Source organism: Marivivens marinus (genome assembly GCF_035969385.1).
Lineage (GTDB): Bacteria > Pseudomonadota > Alphaproteobacteria > Rhodobacterales > Rhodobacteraceae > SELP01.
Genome location: NZ_JAYKKJ010000002.1, coordinates 161,770 through 179,965, shown reverse-complemented (window position 1 = coordinate 179,965; position 18,196 = coordinate 161,770). Strand labels below are relative to the sequence as shown.

15 protein-coding genes are annotated in these 18,196 nt (G+C 61.9%); 10 read left to right on the top strand and 5 right to left on the bottom strand.

Features of this window, described 5'->3' with window-relative positions; genetic code table 11:
• Nucleotides 1-4: 4 nt before the first annotated feature.
• Nucleotides 5-1,303, top strand: a complete 1,299-nt coding sequence (locus tag U3648_RS03495) for an FAD-dependent oxidoreductase (protein ID WP_420857855.1) — start codon at nt 5-7, stop codon at nt 1,301-1,303.
• 244 nt (nt 1,304-1,547) lie between these two features.
• Here U3648_RS03495 and U3648_RS03490 read toward each other — a convergent pair whose 3' ends face one another.
• The 3 genes from U3648_RS03490 to ahcY form a co-directional block, all read right to left on the bottom strand.
• Nucleotides 1,548-1,889 (bottom strand): DUF2853 family protein, encoded by a 342-nt coding sequence (locus U3648_RS03490; protein ID WP_420857854.1) that lies wholly within the window; start codon nt 1,887-1,889, stop codon nt 1,548-1,550.
• 143 nt (nt 1,890-2,032) lie between these two features.
• A complete protein-coding gene (locus U3648_RS03485) occupies nt 2,033-2,596 on the bottom strand; it encodes an extensin-like domain-containing protein (protein WP_420857853.1) in 564 nt (187 codons plus the stop codon).
• Between the two features lie 176 nt (nt 2,597-2,772).
• The gene (ahcY, locus tag U3648_RS03480) at nt 2,773-4,161 is read right to left on the bottom strand and encodes an adenosylhomocysteinase (RefSeq protein WP_420857852.1); all 1,389 of its coding nucleotides are present in this window, start codon (nt 4,159-4,161) and stop codon (nt 2,773-2,775) included.
• 108 nt (nt 4,162-4,269) lie between these two features.
• Here ahcY and U3648_RS03475 point away from each other — a divergent pair, with 108 nt between their 5' ends.
• Together U3648_RS03475 and U3648_RS03470 are read left to right on the top strand one after the other, a co-directional pair.
• Nucleotides 4,270-4,860 (top strand): HD domain-containing protein, encoded by a 591-nt coding sequence (locus U3648_RS03475; RefSeq protein ID WP_420857851.1) that lies wholly within the window; start codon nt 4,270-4,272, stop codon nt 4,858-4,860.
• Nucleotides 4,860-5,336, top strand: a complete 477-nt coding sequence (locus tag U3648_RS03470; RefSeq protein WP_420857850.1) for a GNAT family N-acetyltransferase — start codon at nt 4,860-4,862, stop codon at nt 5,334-5,336. Before U3648_RS03475 ends, U3648_RS03470 begins: the two co-directional genes overlap by 1 nt.
• On the opposite strand, the gene U3648_RS03465 is transcribed toward U3648_RS03470, so the two are convergent.
• Together U3648_RS03465 and U3648_RS03460 are read right to left on the bottom strand one after the other, a co-directional pair.
• Nucleotides 5,333-5,884: an ActR/PrrA/RegA family redox response regulator transcription factor gene (locus tag U3648_RS03465; protein WP_420857849.1), complete on the bottom strand. Its 552-nt coding sequence runs from the start codon at nt 5,882-5,884 to the stop codon at nt 5,333-5,335. The two genes, U3648_RS03470 and U3648_RS03465, sit on opposite strands and share 4 nt — an antisense overlap.
• Nucleotides 5,885-5,945: 61 nt before the next feature.
• Entirely contained in the window at nt 5,946-6,575 is a 630-nt protein-coding gene (locus tag U3648_RS03460) for an SCO family protein (protein ID WP_420857848.1), read from the bottom strand.
• 88 nt (nt 6,576-6,663) lie between these two features.
• Between U3648_RS03460 and regB the strand changes: the two genes are divergently transcribed.
• The 7 genes from regB (at nt 6,664) to addA (ending at nt 18,191) form a co-directional block, all read left to right on the top strand.
• Nucleotides 6,664-8,052, top strand: coding sequence for a sensor histidine kinase RegB (gene regB / locus U3648_RS03455; protein WP_420858098.1), 1,389 nt, complete (start codon nt 6,664-6,666; stop codon nt 8,050-8,052).
• 94 nt (nt 8,053-8,146) lie between these two features.
• Nucleotides 8,147-9,727 carry a PAS-domain containing protein gene (locus U3648_RS03450; RefSeq protein ID WP_420857847.1) on the top strand — a complete coding sequence of 527 codons (1,581 nt, stop codon included), beginning with the start codon at nt 8,147-8,149 and terminating at the stop codon, nt 9,725-9,727.
• A gap of 40 nt (nt 9,728-9,767) precedes the next feature.
• The gene (gene tsaE / locus U3648_RS03445) at nt 9,768-10,238 is read left to right on the top strand and encodes a tRNA (adenosine(37)-N6)-threonylcarbamoyltransferase complex ATPase subunit type 1 TsaE (protein ID WP_420857846.1); all 471 of its coding nucleotides are present in this window, start codon (nt 9,768-9,770) and stop codon (nt 10,236-10,238) included.
• On the top strand, nt 10,231-11,184 hold the full coding sequence (locus tag U3648_RS03440) for an aminoglycoside phosphotransferase family protein (protein ID WP_420857845.1): 954 nt from the start codon (nt 10,231-10,233) through the stop codon (nt 11,182-11,184). Before tsaE ends, U3648_RS03440 begins: the two co-directional genes overlap by 8 nt.
• Nucleotides 11,181-11,867 carry a nucleotidyltransferase family protein gene (locus U3648_RS03435; RefSeq protein WP_420857844.1) on the top strand — a complete coding sequence of 229 codons (687 nt, stop codon included), beginning with the start codon at nt 11,181-11,183 and terminating at the stop codon, nt 11,865-11,867. The genes U3648_RS03440 and U3648_RS03435 overlap by 4 nt, the downstream gene beginning before the upstream one ends.
• On the top strand, nt 11,860-14,811 hold the full coding sequence (gene addB / locus U3648_RS03430; protein ID WP_420857843.1) for a double-strand break repair protein AddB: 2,952 nt from the start codon (nt 11,860-11,862) through the stop codon (nt 14,809-14,811). The genes U3648_RS03435 and addB overlap by 8 nt, the downstream gene beginning before the upstream one ends.
• Nucleotides 14,808-18,191, top strand: coding sequence for a double-strand break repair helicase AddA (gene addA, locus U3648_RS03425; protein ID WP_420857842.1), 3,384 nt, complete (start codon nt 14,808-14,810; stop codon nt 18,189-18,191). Before addB ends, addA begins: the two co-directional genes overlap by 4 nt.
• The last annotated feature ends 5 nt before the right edge of the window (nt 18,192-18,196 follow it).

Here is an 18,196-nt window from a genome sequence, read left to right as displayed (position 1 = left end):
TTTCATGACTGAAATCGAAACAGATGTCGTTGTGGTCGGCGGCGGCACTGCTGGATTTGGCGCGGCCATCGCCGCCGCACGGCAGGGATTGTCTGTCCGGCTTCTGGAAGGAACCAGCAAGATCGGCGGCGTTATGGCCTTTTGTCCCGGCATGCCCTGGGGCGCAGCCTATCCCAAGGGCGTTATCATCGGCGGTATCATGGAAGAACTTGCCGACCGGCTTTTCGCCATGTCACCGCCCGCTGCTGAAATGCGGCCCTGCGCGCTGGAAAACTTTGGTCCTGAAATCCAGTACGACCACGACATTGCCACGCTGACCATGTTCGACATGCTGGAGGAGGCGGGGGTAGATCTGCACCTGAACACCTTCGCCCTGTCCCCGGTGATGTCTGGCAAACGGATCGCCGGGATCGAGGCCTGCGACCGGCGCGGCCCGATCAGGTTTTCCTGCCGCTTCGTGATCGACTGTTCGGGCGACGCCGATATCTCGGCCAAAGCTGGTGTTCCCTATTCGCTTGGGGATGAAACCGGGGCGATGATGGGCGTCACCCTGTCCTTCTTCATGGCAAACGCCGATTGGGACAGGGTCTTTGCCGACCCGGACCCTTACTTCCGCGAATTTGCCGCCAAGGGCATCGCCGAAGGTCGGCTGCATCCGGACCTTGCCCAGCTTTACCTGATGCGGGGATTTCACGCCGGGACGGTCTTTTGCAATTCCGTCGTGATCCGCGGTGTGGACGGAACCGACCCGGCCGCCGTCAGTCGCGCGACGCAAGAGGGCCGGCGGCGGGCCCATCAACTCGCCACGTTCCTGCGCAACGATGTGCCGGGCTTTGAAAACGCCTATCTGACAACCCTTGGCCCAACGGTCGGTGTCCGTGAAACGCGCAAACTTGAAGGGGTCTATCGGGTCACCGGGGCGGATCTTGCCGCGTCTACCCGGTTCGATGACGGGATCGTCTGTTGCGACAACCCGATTGACGATGTGATGCGCACATCGAACGCAATGACCCATGACGCTATCGTCGGGCAGGGCGGATATTACACCATCCCGCTTCGGTCCCTTATGCCGCGTGATGTTGAAAACCTGATGTTCGCGGGTCGGATCATTTCGGCGGATGCTACGGCCTTTGCCTCGGTCCGGGGAATGCCGCAATGCATGGGAATGGGGCAGGCAGCGGGAACGGCGGCGGCATTGGCCATCGCGTCCGGCACGGCGATCCAGAACGTGGACGTGAAAAAGGTCGTTGCCCTCCTACAGGCGCAAGGCGTTCGGGGGTTGGGACAAGATGCGCTCGCCTGACCGCAGCAAAGCCTTCTTTGACAAATAAGGGGTCCAGCCACCCCGGCCGGACCCCTCTCACCCCGCGTGCTCCCTACGCACCACACGCGATCTGAATTTCTAGGTCCGGGCCGTCCTGGCCGTGACTTATGCCTAGCGCAGCCAGCGCCGATTCCGCAAAGGAATTGCCGGAAGGATTTTAGTCAACTCGACATGCAGACGCCCACCGGTGGCCGGTGGGCGCAGGTCCAGATCTACGGCAAACTCAGCGGTAGAGGGCTTCTTTGCCGAAGTGCTTTACCAGCATGTAATAGACCACAGCGCGATACTTGTTCCGTTCGGACATGCCATAGGTTTCCAGAACGGATTTGATCGCAGCCATCAGGTCCGGGCTGTCGGAAAGGCCCAGTTTCTTCATCAGGAAGTTCTTCTTGACAGTTTCCAGCTCGCTCGGCTGCGAGGCGGCGACGGTCGAGGCATCCGCGTCATAGATCGACGGGCCGCAGCCGATGGTCACCTTAGTCAGCAGGTCCATGTCCGGCGTCATGCCGCATTTGGACTTCAGGTCGTCCGCGTATTTCGCGATCAGGTCATCTCTCTTGCCCATAAGCAATCCCCACTCTTTGCATGGGCCAAAGGCCCGTTCACCAATACCGGGCTAACCGGCTGGCCCGACCCTAGGACGCGAAACATCCGGCGGTAAAGGATATTCCGGGGGGAATTTTCGGCCCATTCGCACCGCTTTCTGTTCTAGCGGCAGGTTCCCCATCCACGAGATTGCAGGTGAAAATGGTCCGCGTGGAGGGCGTTGAAGTCGGGCGAAAGCGTGGTTCGAAAGAAGTCACAGGCGCCGTCGCGAATATCACGCAAAAAGGCCGCTTCGTCGGTATCACCGTTCCAGCCGCCCAGCAAACGAACGGACCGCCCGTCGGACAGATCAAAGCCGGTGATATCGATCGCCTCCGCGGTCGAATGCGTGCTCATCTGGCGCCCGACACCCGCGCTGGTCCGCATTCGCCTGCAATTGTAGCTGCCGATTTGGCGGATCACCGCAATGTCCTGGCCGAAATGGCGCTGCGCGGCGGGGCGAAGGCTGTGACGTTCCCACATCGCCATGCGCAGCGCGATTGCGCAGGTTGTCTCGATCCGGTCAATGCGGGCACTGCCGACTTCGGTAACCGAAACGCGGTTGGTCACACCGCAGTCGTCCGAAACCAGAAGATCGGGCATTGGCTCTGCCCGGGCCGCCTCTGTCAGTGCGGACAGGCACATGGCGTCGTCTGCGGCCGCGCGTGACAATTTCCAATCGGTCAATGGGGTAATCGGGTCAGCAACCCGCAGCGGAAAAGTGGGATTCCATTCCGGCGGCAGGGGCGTTCTGGGATGGAAAAGCAATTGATGGGCCCCAAGGGCAAGACCGATCAGGCAAAATAAGAACGCCGCCCAGCGCAATGCTGGGCGGCGTGGATGTGTCGGGTCCGGCTGACCCATCAGTAGCGGTAATGCTCGGGCTTGAATGGCCCCTCGACGGTCACGCCGATATAATCGGCCTGTTCCTTCCGCAGCTCGGTCAGTTTCACACCGATCCGGGCAAGGTGAAGGCGGGCCACCTTTTCATCCAGATGCTTGGGCAGGATGTAGACGCCGGGGGCATAATCCTCGCCCTTGGTCCACAGCTCGATCTGCGCCAAGACCTGGTTGGTGAACGAGGCCGACATCACGAAGGACGGATGGCCGGTGGCGTTGCCAAGGTTCAGCAGGCGACCTTCGGACAGAAGGATGATCCGGTTGCCCGAGGGCATCTCGATCATATCCACCTGATCCTTGATGTTGGTCCACTTGTGGTTCCGCAGGCTGGCCACCTGAATTTCATTGTCGAAATGGCCGATGTTGCCGACGATGGCCATGTCCTTCATCTCGCGCATATGCTCGATGCGGATCACATCCTTGTTGCCGGTGGTAGTGATGAAGATATCGGCGCTGTCGACCACATCTTCCAGCAGGACAACCTCGAATCCGTCCATCGCGGCCTGAAGCGCGCAGATCGGGTCCACTTCGGTCACCTTCACGCGGGCACCCGCGCCGCGCAGGCTGGCGGCCGATCCCTTGCCCACATCGCCATAGCCACAAACCACCGCGACCTTGCCGGCCATCATCGTGTCCGTGGCGCGGCGGATGCCGTCGACAAGGCTTTCCTTGCAGCCATATTTGTTGTCGAACTTCGACTTGGTCACACTGTCGTTCACGTTGATCGCCGGGAAGGGAAGCTGGCCCTTCTTGTGCAGGTCATACAGGCGGTGAACGCCGGTGGTGGTTTCCTCGGACACGCCCTTGATCGCTGCCTTGGTCTTGGCGAACCAGCCGGGGCTTTCCTTCATCCGCTTCTGGATCTGGGCCTTGATTACGGCCTCTTCTTCCGATGCTGGCACGGCAAGCACGTCTTCGCCTGCTTCCATCCGCGCGCCCAGAAGAACGTAAAGCGTCGCATCGCCGCCATCGTCCAGGATCATGTTCGCGCCCTCGGGGAACATGAACGACTTGTCCAGATAGTCCCAATGCTCCTCCAACGTCTGGCCCTTCACCGCAAAAACGGGCACGCCCGCCGCCGCAATCGCCGCCGCGGCGTGGTCCTGCGTCGAGAAGATGTTGCAGGATGCCCAGCGCACATCGGCGCCCAGCGCCACCAGCGTTTCGATCAGAACAGCCGTCTGGATGGTCATGTGCAACGACCCGACGATGCGCGCGCCATTCAGCGGTTTGCTGTCGCCAAACTCTTCGCGGCAGGCCATCAGGCCCGGCATTTCTGTTTCGGCGATGTTCAGTTCCTTGCGGCCAAACTCGGCCAGCGAGATATCCTTGACGACGTAATCCTCGGCCATTGGCCAAACTCCTTCACTTCGGTTTGAGGGTCAGATAGCACTGGCATCCCATCTCGACAACGTCCGCACCCCGGGCGTAGGTTGGCGGCCCGAAGAATGGGGGCAAAAATGAAACAACCGCGTGCGTGGCAAAGGATGCTGTCGGGTCGCAGGCTGGACCTGCTGGACCCGACCCCGATGGATATCGAGATCGAGGATATCGCCCATGGGCTGGCCTTCGTTGCGCGCTGGAATGGCCAGACGAAGGGTGATTATGCCTATTCGGTGGCAGAACATTCCCTTCTGGTCGAAGAGATCTACGCCCGCCTATACCCTGCCGCCCCCGCAAAATGGCGTCTGGCCGCCCTGCTGCACGATGCGCCCGAATACGTGATCGGCGATATGATCAGCCCGGTGAAGGCCGCCGTTGGTCCAGGCTATGGAGAGCTGGACCTTCGCCTGACCGCCGCTATCCACATCCGGTTCGGCCTGCCGGCCCAGATCCCGGTTCAGGTCAAGAAACAGATCAAGCGAGCCGACAAGATCAGCGCCTGGCTGGAGGCGACCCAGATCGCCGGGTTTTCGGTCGAAGAGTCGAACAGGTTCTTTGGAAAAATAGACCCTGACATGGCCCAATCGCTGCAAATCCGCCTGCGCCCGCCGGTCGAGGTGCGTGCCGACTACACCGCGCGGCACAACACTCTGTTGCGGCAGCTCTGATGCCTATCCTGATCCGACAAGCGGTCATCGCTGACGCCCCGGACCTGTGCGACATCATCAACCCGCTGATTGCCGCCGGGGGCACCACCGCCCACAAGACACCCTTCACGCCAGACCGGATGATCCGCCACTACATTGCGCCACAAAGGTCCATTTCCTGCGCCGTTGCCCTGTCGGACGACGTGCCGCTAGGGTTTCAGGCGCTTGAGTGGGCTGACCCAGATTGGACGGGCGCGGGCAAGTTGCCCGACGACTGGGCCGTGATCGCCAGCTTCGTCAGCAAGGATGCACAGGGGCAGGGCATTGGCGCGGCGCTTTTCGACGAAACCCGCCGAATGGCCAGGCAGGTCGGAGTCGCCGCAATCGACGCAACCATTCGGCGCTACAACCGGGCCGGGCTGACCTATTATTCAAGGATGGGATTTGTCGACCACGCAGAAGGAACGGAAACCATATCCAAGGCCTATCGGCCCTAGCGCGGGCTGCGCTTGGCCAGAATGCGCTGCAAGGTCCGGCGGTGCATGTTCAGCCGCCGGGCGGTTTCGCTGACGTTGCGGTCGCACAATTCATAAACCCGCTGGATATGCTCCCACCGCACACGGTCGGCGCTCATCGGGTTTTCCGGCGGCGGCGGCAGCTCATCACCGTTCGCCAGCAGGGCATGGATCACATCATTCGCGTCGGCGGGCTTGGACAGGTAATCGGTCGCGCCGATCTTCACCGCGGCAACAGCCGTCGCAATCGCGCCATATCCGGTCAGCACCACGATCCGGGCATCGGGCCGTTTTTCACGCAGGGTTTCCACGACATCGAGCCCGTTGCCGTCCTCAAGCCGCAGATCGACGACCGCATAGGCGGGTGGGCGGGCGGTTGAAATCGCCTTTCCCGCAGCGACGGACCCGGCAGTTTCCACGGAAAATCCACGCTTTTCCATGGCGCGGGCCAGACGTTTCAGGAACGCCTCGTCATCGTCCACAAGAAGAAGGGACGTATCATCGCCCAGATCCAGTTGGTCTGTATCCATTTCAAAGGCCCTTCAGTCTTCGCGCAAACAACAGGTAGCGCCCGGTCGGGGTCAGGTCAATTCAGCTTGCCCCGGCGGCTTCGACGAAACAGGCTGTGCGATCCGCCACAACCTCGGCACTGTCGTCGCGCTTGAAGAAGTCGACGACCCCGTATCCGGGCAGGGCCAGATAGCTAAAGGTCGAATGGCTGACGAGGTAATACTGCGGATCGCCATCCGCCTCTTTCTGGTAGAATGTCTTGTAGGCACGGGATGCGGCGGCGACCTGCTCGGCCGATCCGGTCAGGCCGATCATCCGGTCATGAAAGTTATAGGCGAACTCTCCGACCACCTCGGGCGTGTCGCGGTCCGGGTCGATCGATATGAAAACGGGGGTCGCATCAATCCCCTGTTCTTCAAGAATATCGACGGCAAGTGCGTTGCGCGCATTGTCCAGCGGGCAGACATCCGGACAGAAGGTATAGCCGAAATACAGGATCGTTGGCCCGGTGATGATGTCGGCATCTGTCACGGTTTGCCCCTGGGCGTTCAGCAACTCGAACGGTCCACCAATGGCGCTACCGGCAACGGCACTGCCCCCGCAATCCGCGAACTGGTCGTTCTGGCGCCCTGTCATGATGGCGATGCCGGTCCCGGCAATCAGCACCGCAAGGGACAACGCGCCCCCGATCGCAATAAGTTTCCGGTCCATCTACTGCTCCTGTCTTGTCGGTCGCATTGATCGTGCCTCGCCCTGCGCTTAACAATGCATCAGCTTGACGCAGACCGAAAGCCCGCCCATGGCCATGTCCGACCCGGCATTCCTACAGGACCGGACCCGCAGCAACTGGGTGCGGCTCAGAACCTTGGTGATCCTGCGCTGGATCGCGATCCTTGGGCAGATTGCCGCGCTGGTGGTTGCGGTTCGTTTCTTCGATCTGGTGATTGAGGTCGGGTTCATCTCGATCGTCATCGGCGCCTCGATCCTCGCCAACCTGTTTTCAACCTTCCTTGCCCCCGGAAACCAAAAGCTGTCGGACCGCGACGCCACGCTGATGCTTTTGTTCGATCTGTTGCAGCTCGGGATGCTCCTGCTTCTGACAGGCGGGCTGAACAACCCCTTTGCCCTGCTGGCGCTGGTTCCGGTGACGATTGCAGCCACCTTCCTGCCGTTGCGCTATACGGTTCTGATCGCTTCAGTAGCGATCCTGATGCTCTCCCTGCTCAGTCAGTTTCACTATCCCGTCCTGACCACGGCGGGCACAGAACTGCGGCTGCCTGGCCTGTTCCTGTTCGGCTTTTGGGTATCGCTTCTGATCGGGGTTCTGTTTCTTGGGGTCTATGCTCGGCAGGTCACAAGCGAGATGCATTCGATGGGCGATGCCCTGCTGGCCACACAAATGGCCCTCGCCCGCGAACAGAAACTGACCGACCTCGGCGGGGTTGTCGCCGCAACGGCGCACGAATTGGGCACCCCGCTGGCGACGATCAAACTGGTCAGCTCTGAACTTCTTGATGAGGTGCAGGACAATCCGGAACTTGCCGAGGATCTGGCCCTGATCCGCAGTCAGGCCGACCGCTGCCGCGACATCCTGCGGTCCATGGGGCGGGCGGGGAAAGACGACCTGCACATGCGGCGCGTCCCGCTTGAAGGGGTGATCAACGAAGCCGCCGAACCCCATATGAACCGGGGAAAGACGATCATCATCCGCGTATCGGACGAAACCGACCACCCGCAGCGGCAGCCGGTCATCTGGCGGCGGCCCGAGATCATCCACGGCCTGCGCAACCTCGTTCAAAACGCGGTCGACTTCGCGGAAAGCGCGGTCGAAGTTGAAACGAGTTGGGACGCCGACACCATCTCGATCCGGATCAGCGACGATGGTCCGGGCTATCCCACATCGGTGATCGGCCGGATCGGCGATCCTTTTGTTCGGCGCCGACGCAGCGGCGAAGACGCGGAACGGCGGCCCGGATACGAGGGCATGGGGCTCGGGCTGTTCATCGCCAAGACCCTTCTTGAACGGTCCGGGGCAGAGCTATCGTTTTCGAATGGCGGCGCGCGCGCGCTGGGTCGGGCGGGCGGTGGAGCGATCGTTCTTGTCCGCTGGCCGCGCGACAGCGTCGACCCCGGACGGGACGACGGCCATGGGCCCTTGGGCGACAACAAACAAATCGAATTCTCGTAGCGGTTCCGGCGCTTAACGCCCCGTTAACCAAAGTAACGCACCTTCTGTTTCCAATTGTTCATATTGGAGTCGGGCCATGGTGCTTTCCGATAGTATGCAACTGATCTTTGTCGCCATCGTGTCGCTTCTTGCCGGTGGCGCGTTGCTTGCCTTCTTCTCGCGACCGGCGACATCGGACCGGGCCGCCGCCCGCGAATACCTGACCCGGGCAGAGGCGAACATCGCCTTCCTGTTCGATGACGTTGACCTTGTTGACGCGACACCGGCGGCCCAGACCCTTATTCGGCACCCGACCGACAGCCGCACCGATTGGGAGGCGTTCATTTCGGTATTCGGGCCGCAATTTCCGCACTTGCGGCGCCATCTGTCCACCCTGGCAACAGACGGGCACAAGATCATCACGTCGCCGGACAGCCCCGACATTCGGATTGTTGCCGACTACTGGGACGGAATGGCCCGGCTCGTCTACGAAGACGCGCGCGGGGCCAACGGTCACAGCCTTGCAAATCAGGCCACAATCAAGGCGATCGAGGCCCAGATCGAATCTTATCAGGCCATCGCCGAAGATTCCCCCATGCTGATCTGGAAGGAACACGAAGACAGGTCGATCATCTGGGCAAATCGGGCCTACCTCGCCAAGGCAGACGGGGTTCAGAACGGTCTGGCAAGCGGTATTGCAACATGGCCGCCGCAGCAAATCTTCGAAAATCTCGACCGCCCCGAAGACGACGGCGAACGCGTGACCGGGCGCACGCCCGTTCACTTGCCCGATCAGGTTGACCCCTCCTGGTACGAAGTAACAAGTATCCGACACGGTGCCGAGGTGGTGCATTTTGCAATCGACGTTTCAGCCATTGTCCGGGCCGAAACCACGCAACGGAACTTTGTCACCACCCTTGGAAAAACCTTCGCCGAACTTTCCATCGGGCTTGCCATCTTCAACCGCAACCGAAAGCTGATGATCTTCAACCCGGCCCTGATCGATCTGACGAACCTGACGGTTGAATTTCTCAGCGGCCAACCGACCGTGAATGCCGTTCTTGACCGGTTGCGCGAAGGTCAGATGCTGCCGGAACCAAAGAACTACAAGACCTGGCGAGAGGAAGTAGCCGCGCTGGAATCCGCCGCGAAGGATGGAAACTATTGCGAGACGTGGGAGCTTCCGAACGGGCGCACCTACCGGGTCACCGGACGCCCCCATCCGGACGGCGCCATCGCGTTTCTTTTCGAAGACATCAGCGCGGAGGTGTCTTTGACCCGTCGCTTCCGGTCCGAGATTGAACTCAGCCACGCGGTTCTCGATTCCCTTGACGAAGCGGTCGCGGTCTTCAACGCCTCTGGCACGATGACAATGGCAAACAGCGCCTATTGCAAGCTTTGGCACAAACCGGCCACCGGCCTGACCGAAAGTGGGATTCTAGACGAAGCCCGACAGTGGCAGGAATCCTGTGCACCGACCCCCGTCTGGGGCGAAGTCTGCAATTTCGTCGGACGGATCGGCGAACGCAGTGCCTGGGAAGAGTTGGTGATCATGAACGATGGGCGTCACTACTCCTGCAAGGTCTCTCCTCTTCCCGGCGGGGCAACGCTTGCCGCATTTAGAAGGGTTCGCGACATGGCCCCGACGATTCACCAACCCCTCGGATTGGAAGGCCGGATGCAGCAAGGCGTCTGACAGGGCTTGAAGCTCCCCACGACGTGCGTAGTCTGTGATCATGCACGTCGAAACCGGGCCCCATCTCCTCGCAACCGAAGCCGATACCGAGGCGCTTGCCCGCGCTTTCGCGGCTGAATTGGGCCGTGGCGATACCCTCTTGCTGGAAGGGGACGTCGGGGCCGGAAAATCGGCATTCTCCCGCGCCCTGATCCGCGCCCGCCTTGGCAGGAACGAAGACGTCCCCTCACCAACCTTCACGCTTGTTCAAACCTACAACGACCATGATGTCGAAATCTGGCACTGCGATCTCTATCGCCTTTCTTCCCCGGAAGAGGCGCTGGAACTTGGTCTGGACGAGGCGTTCGTGTCGGCAATCTGCCTGATCGAATGGCCTGATCGTTTGGATTGGCTTTCGCCGCCTTCGGCACTGACGCTCCGGTTCGAAGCCTGGCAGGACGAGCATAGGGTTTCTTTTCGGGGGCCCGCCGCCTGGGCCGAAAGGCTGGATCGTGTCCTTGCACATGCGTGACGCAGCCGTCGCGGCATTCCTCGCCTCAGCCGGATGGGCGCGTGATGGGGCCGAGCCCATTCCCGGCGACGCATCGCGGCGACGCTACTTTCGCCTGCTCCGAAACGCCGACTCCGCGATCTTGATGGATGCCTCGCCAGAGACCGGCGAAGACACCCACGCGTTCCATCGCATTTCAGATCACCTTGTGACATGCGGCCTGTCGGCACCTCGCATTCTTCGCGCTGACCACGATTTGGGCCTGCTTCTTCTCGAAGACCTTGGACCGGATCAGGTTTCCCTTCATCTCACGGCCCGGCCAGAAGACGAAGGCCCGGTTTATGCCGCCGTGACCGATGTACTTCTGGCGCTCCAGACCTGCCCTGTCTTGGCGGATCTGCCGCGCCTGACACCCGATATCGCCGCGCAAATGCTGTCGCCGTTCTTCGATCATGCCGCGCCCGGCGCCCCCCGGTCCGAAGTAGAGGCGGAGATTGAACACCTGTTTTCCGGCTGCATCCGGCCCGCGCAGACCCTTTCCCTTCGGGACTTTCACGCCGAAAACCTGATCTGGCGGCCGGGTCGCACCGGATTGGACAAGGTGGGAATTCTGGACTTTCAGGATGCGTTCATTGCACCGGGCGCTTATGATCTGGTGTCGCTTTTGCGGGATGCGCGACGGGATGTCGGCCCATCGACCGAGCAGCAGGTTCTGGACGCCTTCGCCGCGGGCACTGGGATGGATCGCTCGACACTTGATCAAGAGGTTGCGATCCTTTCGGTGCAGCGAAACCTGCGGATCATCGGGATCTTTCACAGGCTCATTTTCCAAGAAGCTAAGCCCCGCTATCAGGATTTCATTCCAAGGGTCGTTGCCCACATTCGGCGGGATCTGGATCACCCCGCGCTCCACAAACTACGGGTTCTGATCAATGATCTGATCCCCCCAACAACCTATCCGGCATGACCCCTAACGCTGTCTTTTTCTTTGCGGCCGGGCTGGGAACGCGGATGAGGCCGCTGACAGCCAAAACGCCAAAACCGCTGATCAAGGTCGGACAAACGACGCTGATCGATCACGCGATCGACCTTGCGGACGAGGCCGGGATCGGCACGAAAGCGGCCAACATCCACTACCTTGCCGAACAATTGCTGCCAGTGCTGTCCGGTCGGAATGTGTCCGTCTCGGACGAACGGACCCGGTTATTGGAAACCGGCGGCGGCCTGCGCAAGGCGCTGCCCCTGCTGCCCCCGGGCCCGATCTTCACCATGAACACCGATGCCGTCTGGACAGGAATGAACCCCTTTGAACAGCTTCGGTTGGCCTGGGACCCAGCGCGGATGGATGCGTTGTTGCTTCTGATTCCGCCCAAGAACGCGATCGGCCATCAGGCCGCCGGGGATTTCCTGTCAGATGGTGGGCGGCTGACGCGCGGACCGGGGCACGTCTACTCCGGTGCCCAGATCATCCGGCCCGAGGGATTGCATAACATCCGCGATGATGTCTTTTCGCTGAACCTTCTTTGGGACAGCATGATTGTGCGCGGGCGGCTTTTTGGGGTGGTGCACCACGGAAAGTGGTGCGACGTTGGCCGACCCGAAAGCCTGCCACTGGCCGAAGGGATGTTGAAAGGTGCCAAGGATGTTTGACCCAACCGACAAGCCGCGTGTTTTTGGGCTGGCACCGGGGGTCGACTTTGGACAGGCGGTGGTCGACGGACTTCTCAACCTCACTAGGGACCACCCAGCAGACGCGCTCGCCCGGGTCGAGGTTCTGGTCAACACGCGGCGGATGATGCGGCGGATGCAGTCGGCGTTCGACCCCGGGCAGGCGCGGCTGCTCCCGCGGTTCCGACTGGTCACCGATCTGGCTCAGGATCCGGGTTTGGCTGATATTCCCCCGGCGGTGTCCCCCCTTCGCAGGCGGCTTGAGCTGACTCAACTGGTTGCCCGGCTGCTGGAACAGGACCCAGACATCGCGCCGCGTGCCGCCCTGTTCGATCTGTCGGACAGCCTTGCCAGCCTGTTCGACGAAATGCACGGTGAAGGGGTATCGCTGGACCGGCTGGAATCCCTTGATGTTTCGGACCTGTCCGAACATTGGGACAGGTCGCTGAAATTCCTGCAAATCGCTCGGCAGTTTTTCGACGCCGGGGCTTCGCCGCCAGACCTTGAGACCCGGCAGCGCATGGTCGTCGAACGGCTGGTAGCCGATTGGGGAAAGGCGCCTCCTGACCACCCGATCATCGTCGCGGGTTCGACCGGCTCGCGCGGGGCGACCGCCCTGTTGATGGAAGCCGTAGCGAAACTGCCGAACGGCGCTGTGATCCTACCGGGTTTCGACTTTGACATGCCCGACCGGGTTTGGAACCGGATGACCCAGGCCGACGGGTTCGAAGACCATCCTCAATACCGGTTCAAACGCCTGATGGACGCGTTGGGGCTGGGACCGGCCGACATTGTGCCGTGGTCTGACGGGTCTGCCCCGGACCCGGACAGGAACAGGCTTCTTTCGCTCGCACTGCGCCCGGCCCCGGTCACCGATGGCTGGCTGAAAGAAGGGCCGGAACAAGGGAACATGGCAAAGGCGACAGCGTCGATCAGCCTGCTTCAGGCCCCGTCGCCCCGGATGGAGGCCGAAACCATTGCCCTACGCCTGCGGGCCGCTGTTGACAACGGCAAGACCGCCGCGCTGATCACACCGGACAGAAACCTGACCCGGCAGGTCGCGGCAGCGCTGGATCGCTGGAATATCGTGCCGGATGACAGTGCTGGCCAGCCGCTGCAGCTATCCCCGCCGGGGCGGTTCCTGCGCCATGTTTGCGACCTTTTTGTCGGTCCTGTCACCGCTGAAACCTTGTTGGTTCTGCTGAAACACCCCCTCGCCGCGAGCGGGGCAACCGACCGGGGGCCTCATCTGCGGTTCGCGCGTGAGTTGGAATTGCACCTTCGGCGCTACGGTCCGCCCTTTCCAACAGGTGACACCCTGCGGAACTGGGCCGGAGCTCGCGTCGGAACGGACAGCGACGCCGCGATCTGGGCCAATTGGGTTGCCGACCTGATTGATACGGTCCAGCGCGATGTTGAACAGACCACATTGGCCGGGTTCCTCGACCTTCACAAAACCCTGGCAGAGAGGTTCGCCGCCGGACCTCGGGTAGAGGGAACTGGCGCGCTTTGGGCCGAGGCCGCCGGTCGCGAAGCCCTGAAAACAGTGTCTAACCTAGCCGAAGCCGCCGATGCAGCAGGGCCGATGACAAGCCGTGACTTCCAATCGCTGTTCAATGCGGTCCTTGCAAAAGGAGAGGTACGCAATCCCGATACAGGCCATCCGCGAGTGCTTTTCTGGGGCACGCTAGAGGCGCGGGTTCAAAGCGCGGATCTTGTTATTCTTGCGGGCCTGAATGACGGGACATGGCCCGCCGCACCCAGCCCGGATCCTTGGCTGAACCGCCGCATGCGGGCAGATGCGGGCCTGTTGCTGCCAGAACGGCGGATCGGGTTGGCCGCGCATGATTTTCAGCAGGCGGTCGCGGCACCCGACGTCTGGCTAAGCCGATCGGTCCGGTCGGACGAGGCGGAAACGATCCCGTCCCGCTGGCTCAACCGCCTGACCAATCTTCTGAACGGCCTGACCGAAACCGGCGGCCCCGAAGCCTTGAAAGAGATGAAACGGCGCGGCGATCTATGGCTGGCGCAGGCGGCAAAGCTTCAGGAGCCCGACATACGGTCCGCGCCCGCGCACCGCCCGTCGCCACGCCCGCCCGTCGAAGACAGGCCACGGCAGATTTCCGTCACTCAGGTCCAAAAGCTGGTTCGCGACCCCTATGCAATCTACGCCCGTGATGTGCTCGGACTGAAACCCGTTGACCCTTTGGTGCCGGAACCGGATGCCCCCCTGCGGGGTATCCTGATCCACGAGATCATGGAACGATTCATCTTTGACGGGCCGGACCCCACCGATCCCTCCGCGCGGGACGCCCTGATGCAAACCGCCCGAACCGTCTTTGCCGAAGGCTGTCCATGGCCCACGATCCGGGAACTTTGGATCGCGCGGTTCGAAAATGTCGTCGACGGCTTTCTGGAGGATGAGGTGCAGCGCCTCGCAACCGCCACCCCGGCCCAGCGCGAGGCGACGGGCCAGATCGACTTGCCCGGCGTGAACGTCAGGCTCACGGCGCGGGCCGACCGGATCGACCGGACACCGGACGGGCAGATCGTGATCTACGATTACAAAACGGGCACCCCGCCAAACAACAAACAACAGCTGAAGTTCGACAAACAGTTGCTGCTTCAGGCTGCCATGGCCGCGCGCGGCGGTTTTGCCCAGATCGGGGCCGCGCCCACGCACTCGGCGGCCTTCATCGGGCTTGGGTCCACGCCAACAGTCGTCGCCGCCCCGATGGACAAGGAATCCCCCGACGACACGTGGGAGGGGCTTATTGATCTTCTGTCGAAATGGCAGCGGCCAACCCGTGGATACAGCGCCCGCATGGCGATGGAGAAATCGGACGACAAGAGCGACTATGACCACCTGTCGCGCTACGGGGAATGGTCAGATGCCGACGATGTGACGCCGGAGGATCTGACATGACCGGCTGGAACGAGGCGACGTTAGACCAAATCAGGGCGGCAGACCCCGAACGGTCCACCTGGCTGACCGCGAACGCCGGATCGGGCAAGACCCGCGTACTGACCAACCGGGTGGCGCGGCTGTTGCTGAACGGGGTATCGCCGCAGAACATCCTGTGCCTGACCTACACCAAGGCCGCGGCGAGCGAGATGCAGAACCGCCTGTTCAAGAGCCTCGGCGACTGGGCGATGAAGGACGATGGTACATTGACTGCCGACCTGCATGATCTTGGCGTCGGGCGGAAGCTTTCACCCAAAGAACTTGCCCATGCACGCACCCTGTTTGCCAAGGCGATCGAAACGCCCGGCGGGCTCAAGATCCAGACGATCCATTCGTTCTGTTCGTCGATCCTGCGGCGCTTCCCGCTCGAGGCCGGCGTCAGCCCCGCCTTTGCCGAGATGGAAGACCGCGATGCCGAACGGCTTCGGATGGAGGTGTTGGACCAGATGGCCGAAGGTCCGGACGCCGGGGTGCTGCTGTCGGTTCTGGGCCAGCTGAGCGACCAAACCCTGCCAAAACTGCTTGGCGATATCATGCGCTGGCAAGATGCTTTCGGGGCTGACGTGACGGACGAAGTGATCGCGGGGTGGTTCGGCCTGACCCCCGACTCCAAGGTCGAAGATGCGGTTTCCATAGCGTTCATCGGGGGTGAAAAGGCCCTTGCGGAAGAGATCGCTGAAATCGCCGCGGGCACAACCAAGACCTACAAGACTTTCGCCGCGTCCCTGCTTGAGGCCAATTTGGACGCGCCCGACCTGACGACGCTAACCTCACTGTTCAAATTGTTCCTCTATGCGGCAGACCAAACCTCCAAATCCCGCAATTTCCCTATCTCCGACCACACGAAGGCGGTCGAGGCCTTCGCCCCGATTGTCGAAGACCTTCATGCCTGGATGGACCGGACCGAGGTGGCGCTCCAACATATCCGCGCCGTTAAGGCCTACCAGCAAACCCGCGCCCTCTATGCCTTTGCCCGCTCCTTCATCCCCGCATACGAGGCGCGGAAGCTGGCGCGCGGGGCGCTCGATTTCGACGACCTGATCCGCAAGACCCGCGCCCTTTTGACCGAACGGGCCGTGGCCCAATGGGTTCTGTTCAAACTGGACGGCGGGATTGACCACATCCTTGTGGACGAGGCGCAGGACACGAGCCCGGTGCAATGGGAGGTCATCCGCGCACTGGCCGATGAATTCGGCAGTGGCAGCGACGGGCGCGACCGGACGATCTTTGTCGTCGGCGACAAGAAGCAATCCATCTATTCCTTCCAGGGCGCGGACCCGGACGAGCTGGACCGGATGCAGGCCCATTTCGAGGGGGAACTGGACCGGGCCGGCAAGCAGCTTCGCCCGGAGACCCTGCAATTCTCCTTCCGCTCCGCCACCGCGATCCTTGGCCTGGTCGACCAGACCTTCAAAGGGGATTGGGCCGAGGGGGTCGACCGGGAGATCTTTCACCGCGCGTTCAAGACCGACATGCCCGGCCGGGTCGATCTTTGGCCGCTCATCGACCCGCCCGAAAAACCAGAAGAGGGCAAATGGACCGATCCCGTCGATCGCAAATCGCCTGACGCGGCCGATGTGGTTCTGGCCCGCAGCATTGCCAGCCACATCAAGTCCATGATCGGCACTCCGATCCCAACCGAGATCGGCAATACCGGCACCTTTGAACTGCGCCCGATCACCGAAGGCGATATCATGGTGCTGGTTCAACGACGCAGCGCGCTGTTTTCAAACCTCATCAAGGAATGTAAATCGCTCGGCCTGAGGGTTGCCGGGGCGGATCGGCTGAAACTGAATGCCGAACTTGCGGTAAAGGATATCCTCGCGCTTCTGCGGTTTCTTGCCCTGCCCGAAGATGACCTTTCGCTCGCCTCTGCACTCAAGTCGCCACTGTTTGGCTGGACCGAACAGCGGCTTTTCACACTCGCCAAGGGGCGGCCCAAGGGGCGGTATTTGTGGCAGGTTCTGCGCGAGCGGTCCGCAGATCACGCCGACACCTTCGATATCCTGACCGACCTGCGGAAGTGGGCCGATTTCCTGCGGCCTTACGACCTGATCGCGCGGGTTCTGACCCGGCACCGGGGTCGGCAAAGCCTTATCGCCCGGCTAGGGGACGAAGCCGAAGACGGGATCGACGCTCTTTTGTCCAAGGCGTTGGCCTACGAACGCGGAAACACGCCCAGCCTGACCGGTTTTCTGGCATGGATCGACGGGGACGACGAAGACATCAAACGCCAGATGGACAGCGCGGGGGACAGGCTCCGGGTGATGACGGTGCACGGGTCCAAGGGACTGGAAGCGCCCATCGTGATCCTGCCCGACACCGCCGACCGCGATATTCGGGACCGTGGTCAACTGATGCCCAATGATGCCGGGGGTGTCGTGTGGCGGCCTAAATCGGACATGTTCCCTTCGGTTCTCAGCCCGCTGAAAGACGCCGCCCACGCCAAAGAAGAACGCGAACGCCGCCGCCTACTTTACGTCGCGATGACGCGGGCCGAAAAATGGCTGATCGTCGCGGCCGCTGGCAAATCCGTCCCGGGTAGCGGCGGGTGGCACGATATGGTTTCGGCGGCTTTCGGGCGGGACGGGGTGGCAACCATCGACCTTGTCACGCCCGCGGGTCCGGGCAAACGGTTGCAGACGGGCGACTGGGATGGGCTGCCAACGGCAAAACCCCGCGAGACGGTCACGGACGTAGCCGCCGCGCCGCCCGCCTTTCCACCTGTCGCCGAAACCCCCATCAGGCCAAAGCCCCTGTCGCCTTCGGACCTTGGCGGCGCCAAGGCGTTGTTTGGCGAAACCGACGGGCTGGACGAAGACACGGCCAAGCTGCGCGGCACCCTGATCCACCGGCTGTTGGAGCATCTTCCCGGCATTGCGGCAGACAAGCGCGAAACGGTTGGGAAGGCCATTATCGCAGGCGAACCGGACGCAGTTTTGGTGCCCGACGCCGGCGGGCTTGTCGCCTTGGCTATCGGCCTGCTTGACCACCCCGACCTGTCCCCCCTGTTTGACCGCCCCGCCCTGTCCGAGGTCGAAATCGCCGCCTCCCTTACCGAACTTGGCGGGCGGCAGATCCGGGGGGCGATCGACCTGCTGATCGTCGAAGACGACCGGGTCCGGGTGATCGACTTCAAATCGAACAGGGTTGTCCCAGATCGGCCCGAAGACGTGCCCGAAGGCCTCATGCGGCAGATGGGGGCCTATACGGCCGCTCTCCACCAGATTTATCCCGACAAGGTGATCGAACCCGCAATACTTTGGGTTTCTGCACAAAAATTGATGACTTTGGAGGAAAGTGCCGTTACGGCGGCCCTTCTGCGCGTTGATGCACCTTGACCCTG

Bases quoted from the DNA above. Each gene is read 5' to 3' on its own strand.
- U3648_RS03475 (WP_420857851.1), top strand. From the start codon at position 4,270: ATGAAACAACCGCGTGCGTGGCAAAGGATGCTGTCGGGTCGCAGGCTG.
- U3648_RS03450 (WP_420857847.1), top strand. From the start codon at position 8,147: ATGCAACTGATCTTTGTCGCCATCGTGTCGCTTCTTGCCGGTGGCGCG.
- ahcY (WP_420857852.1), bottom strand. From the start codon at position 4,161: ATGGCCGAGGATTACGTCGTCAAGGATATCTCGCTGGCCGAGTTTGGC.
- regB (WP_420858098.1), top strand. From the start codon at position 6,664: ATGGCCATGTCCGACCCGGCATTCCTACAGGACCGGACCCGCAGCAAC.
- U3648_RS03465 (WP_420857849.1), bottom strand. From the start codon at position 5,884: ATGGATACAGACCAACTGGATCTGGGCGATGATACGTCCCTTCTTCTT.
- U3648_RS03435 (WP_420857844.1), top strand. From the start codon at position 11,181: ATGACCCCTAACGCTGTCTTTTTCTTTGCGGCCGGGCTGGGAACGCGG.
- addA (WP_420857842.1), top strand. From the start codon at position 14,808: ATGACCGGCTGGAACGAGGCGACGTTAGACCAAATCAGGGCGGCAGAC.
- U3648_RS03490 (WP_420857854.1), bottom strand. From the start codon at position 1,889: ATGGGCAAGAGAGATGACCTGATCGCGAAATACGCGGACGACCTGAAG.
- U3648_RS03470 (WP_420857850.1), top strand. From the start codon at position 4,860: ATGCCTATCCTGATCCGACAAGCGGTCATCGCTGACGCCCCGGACCTG.
- U3648_RS03460 (WP_420857848.1), bottom strand. From the start codon at position 6,575: ATGGACCGGAAACTTATTGCGATCGGGGGCGCGTTGTCCCTTGCGGTG.
- U3648_RS03440 (WP_420857845.1), top strand. From the start codon at position 10,231: ATGCGTGACGCAGCCGTCGCGGCATTCCTCGCCTCAGCCGGATGGGCG.
- addB (WP_420857843.1), top strand. From the start codon at position 11,860: ATGTTTGACCCAACCGACAAGCCGCGTGTTTTTGGGCTGGCACCGGGG.
- U3648_RS03495 (WP_420857855.1), top strand. From the start codon at position 5: ATGACTGAAATCGAAACAGATGTCGTTGTGGTCGGCGGCGGCACTGCT.
- tsaE (WP_420857846.1), top strand. From the start codon at position 9,768: ATGCACGTCGAAACCGGGCCCCATCTCCTCGCAACCGAAGCCGATACC.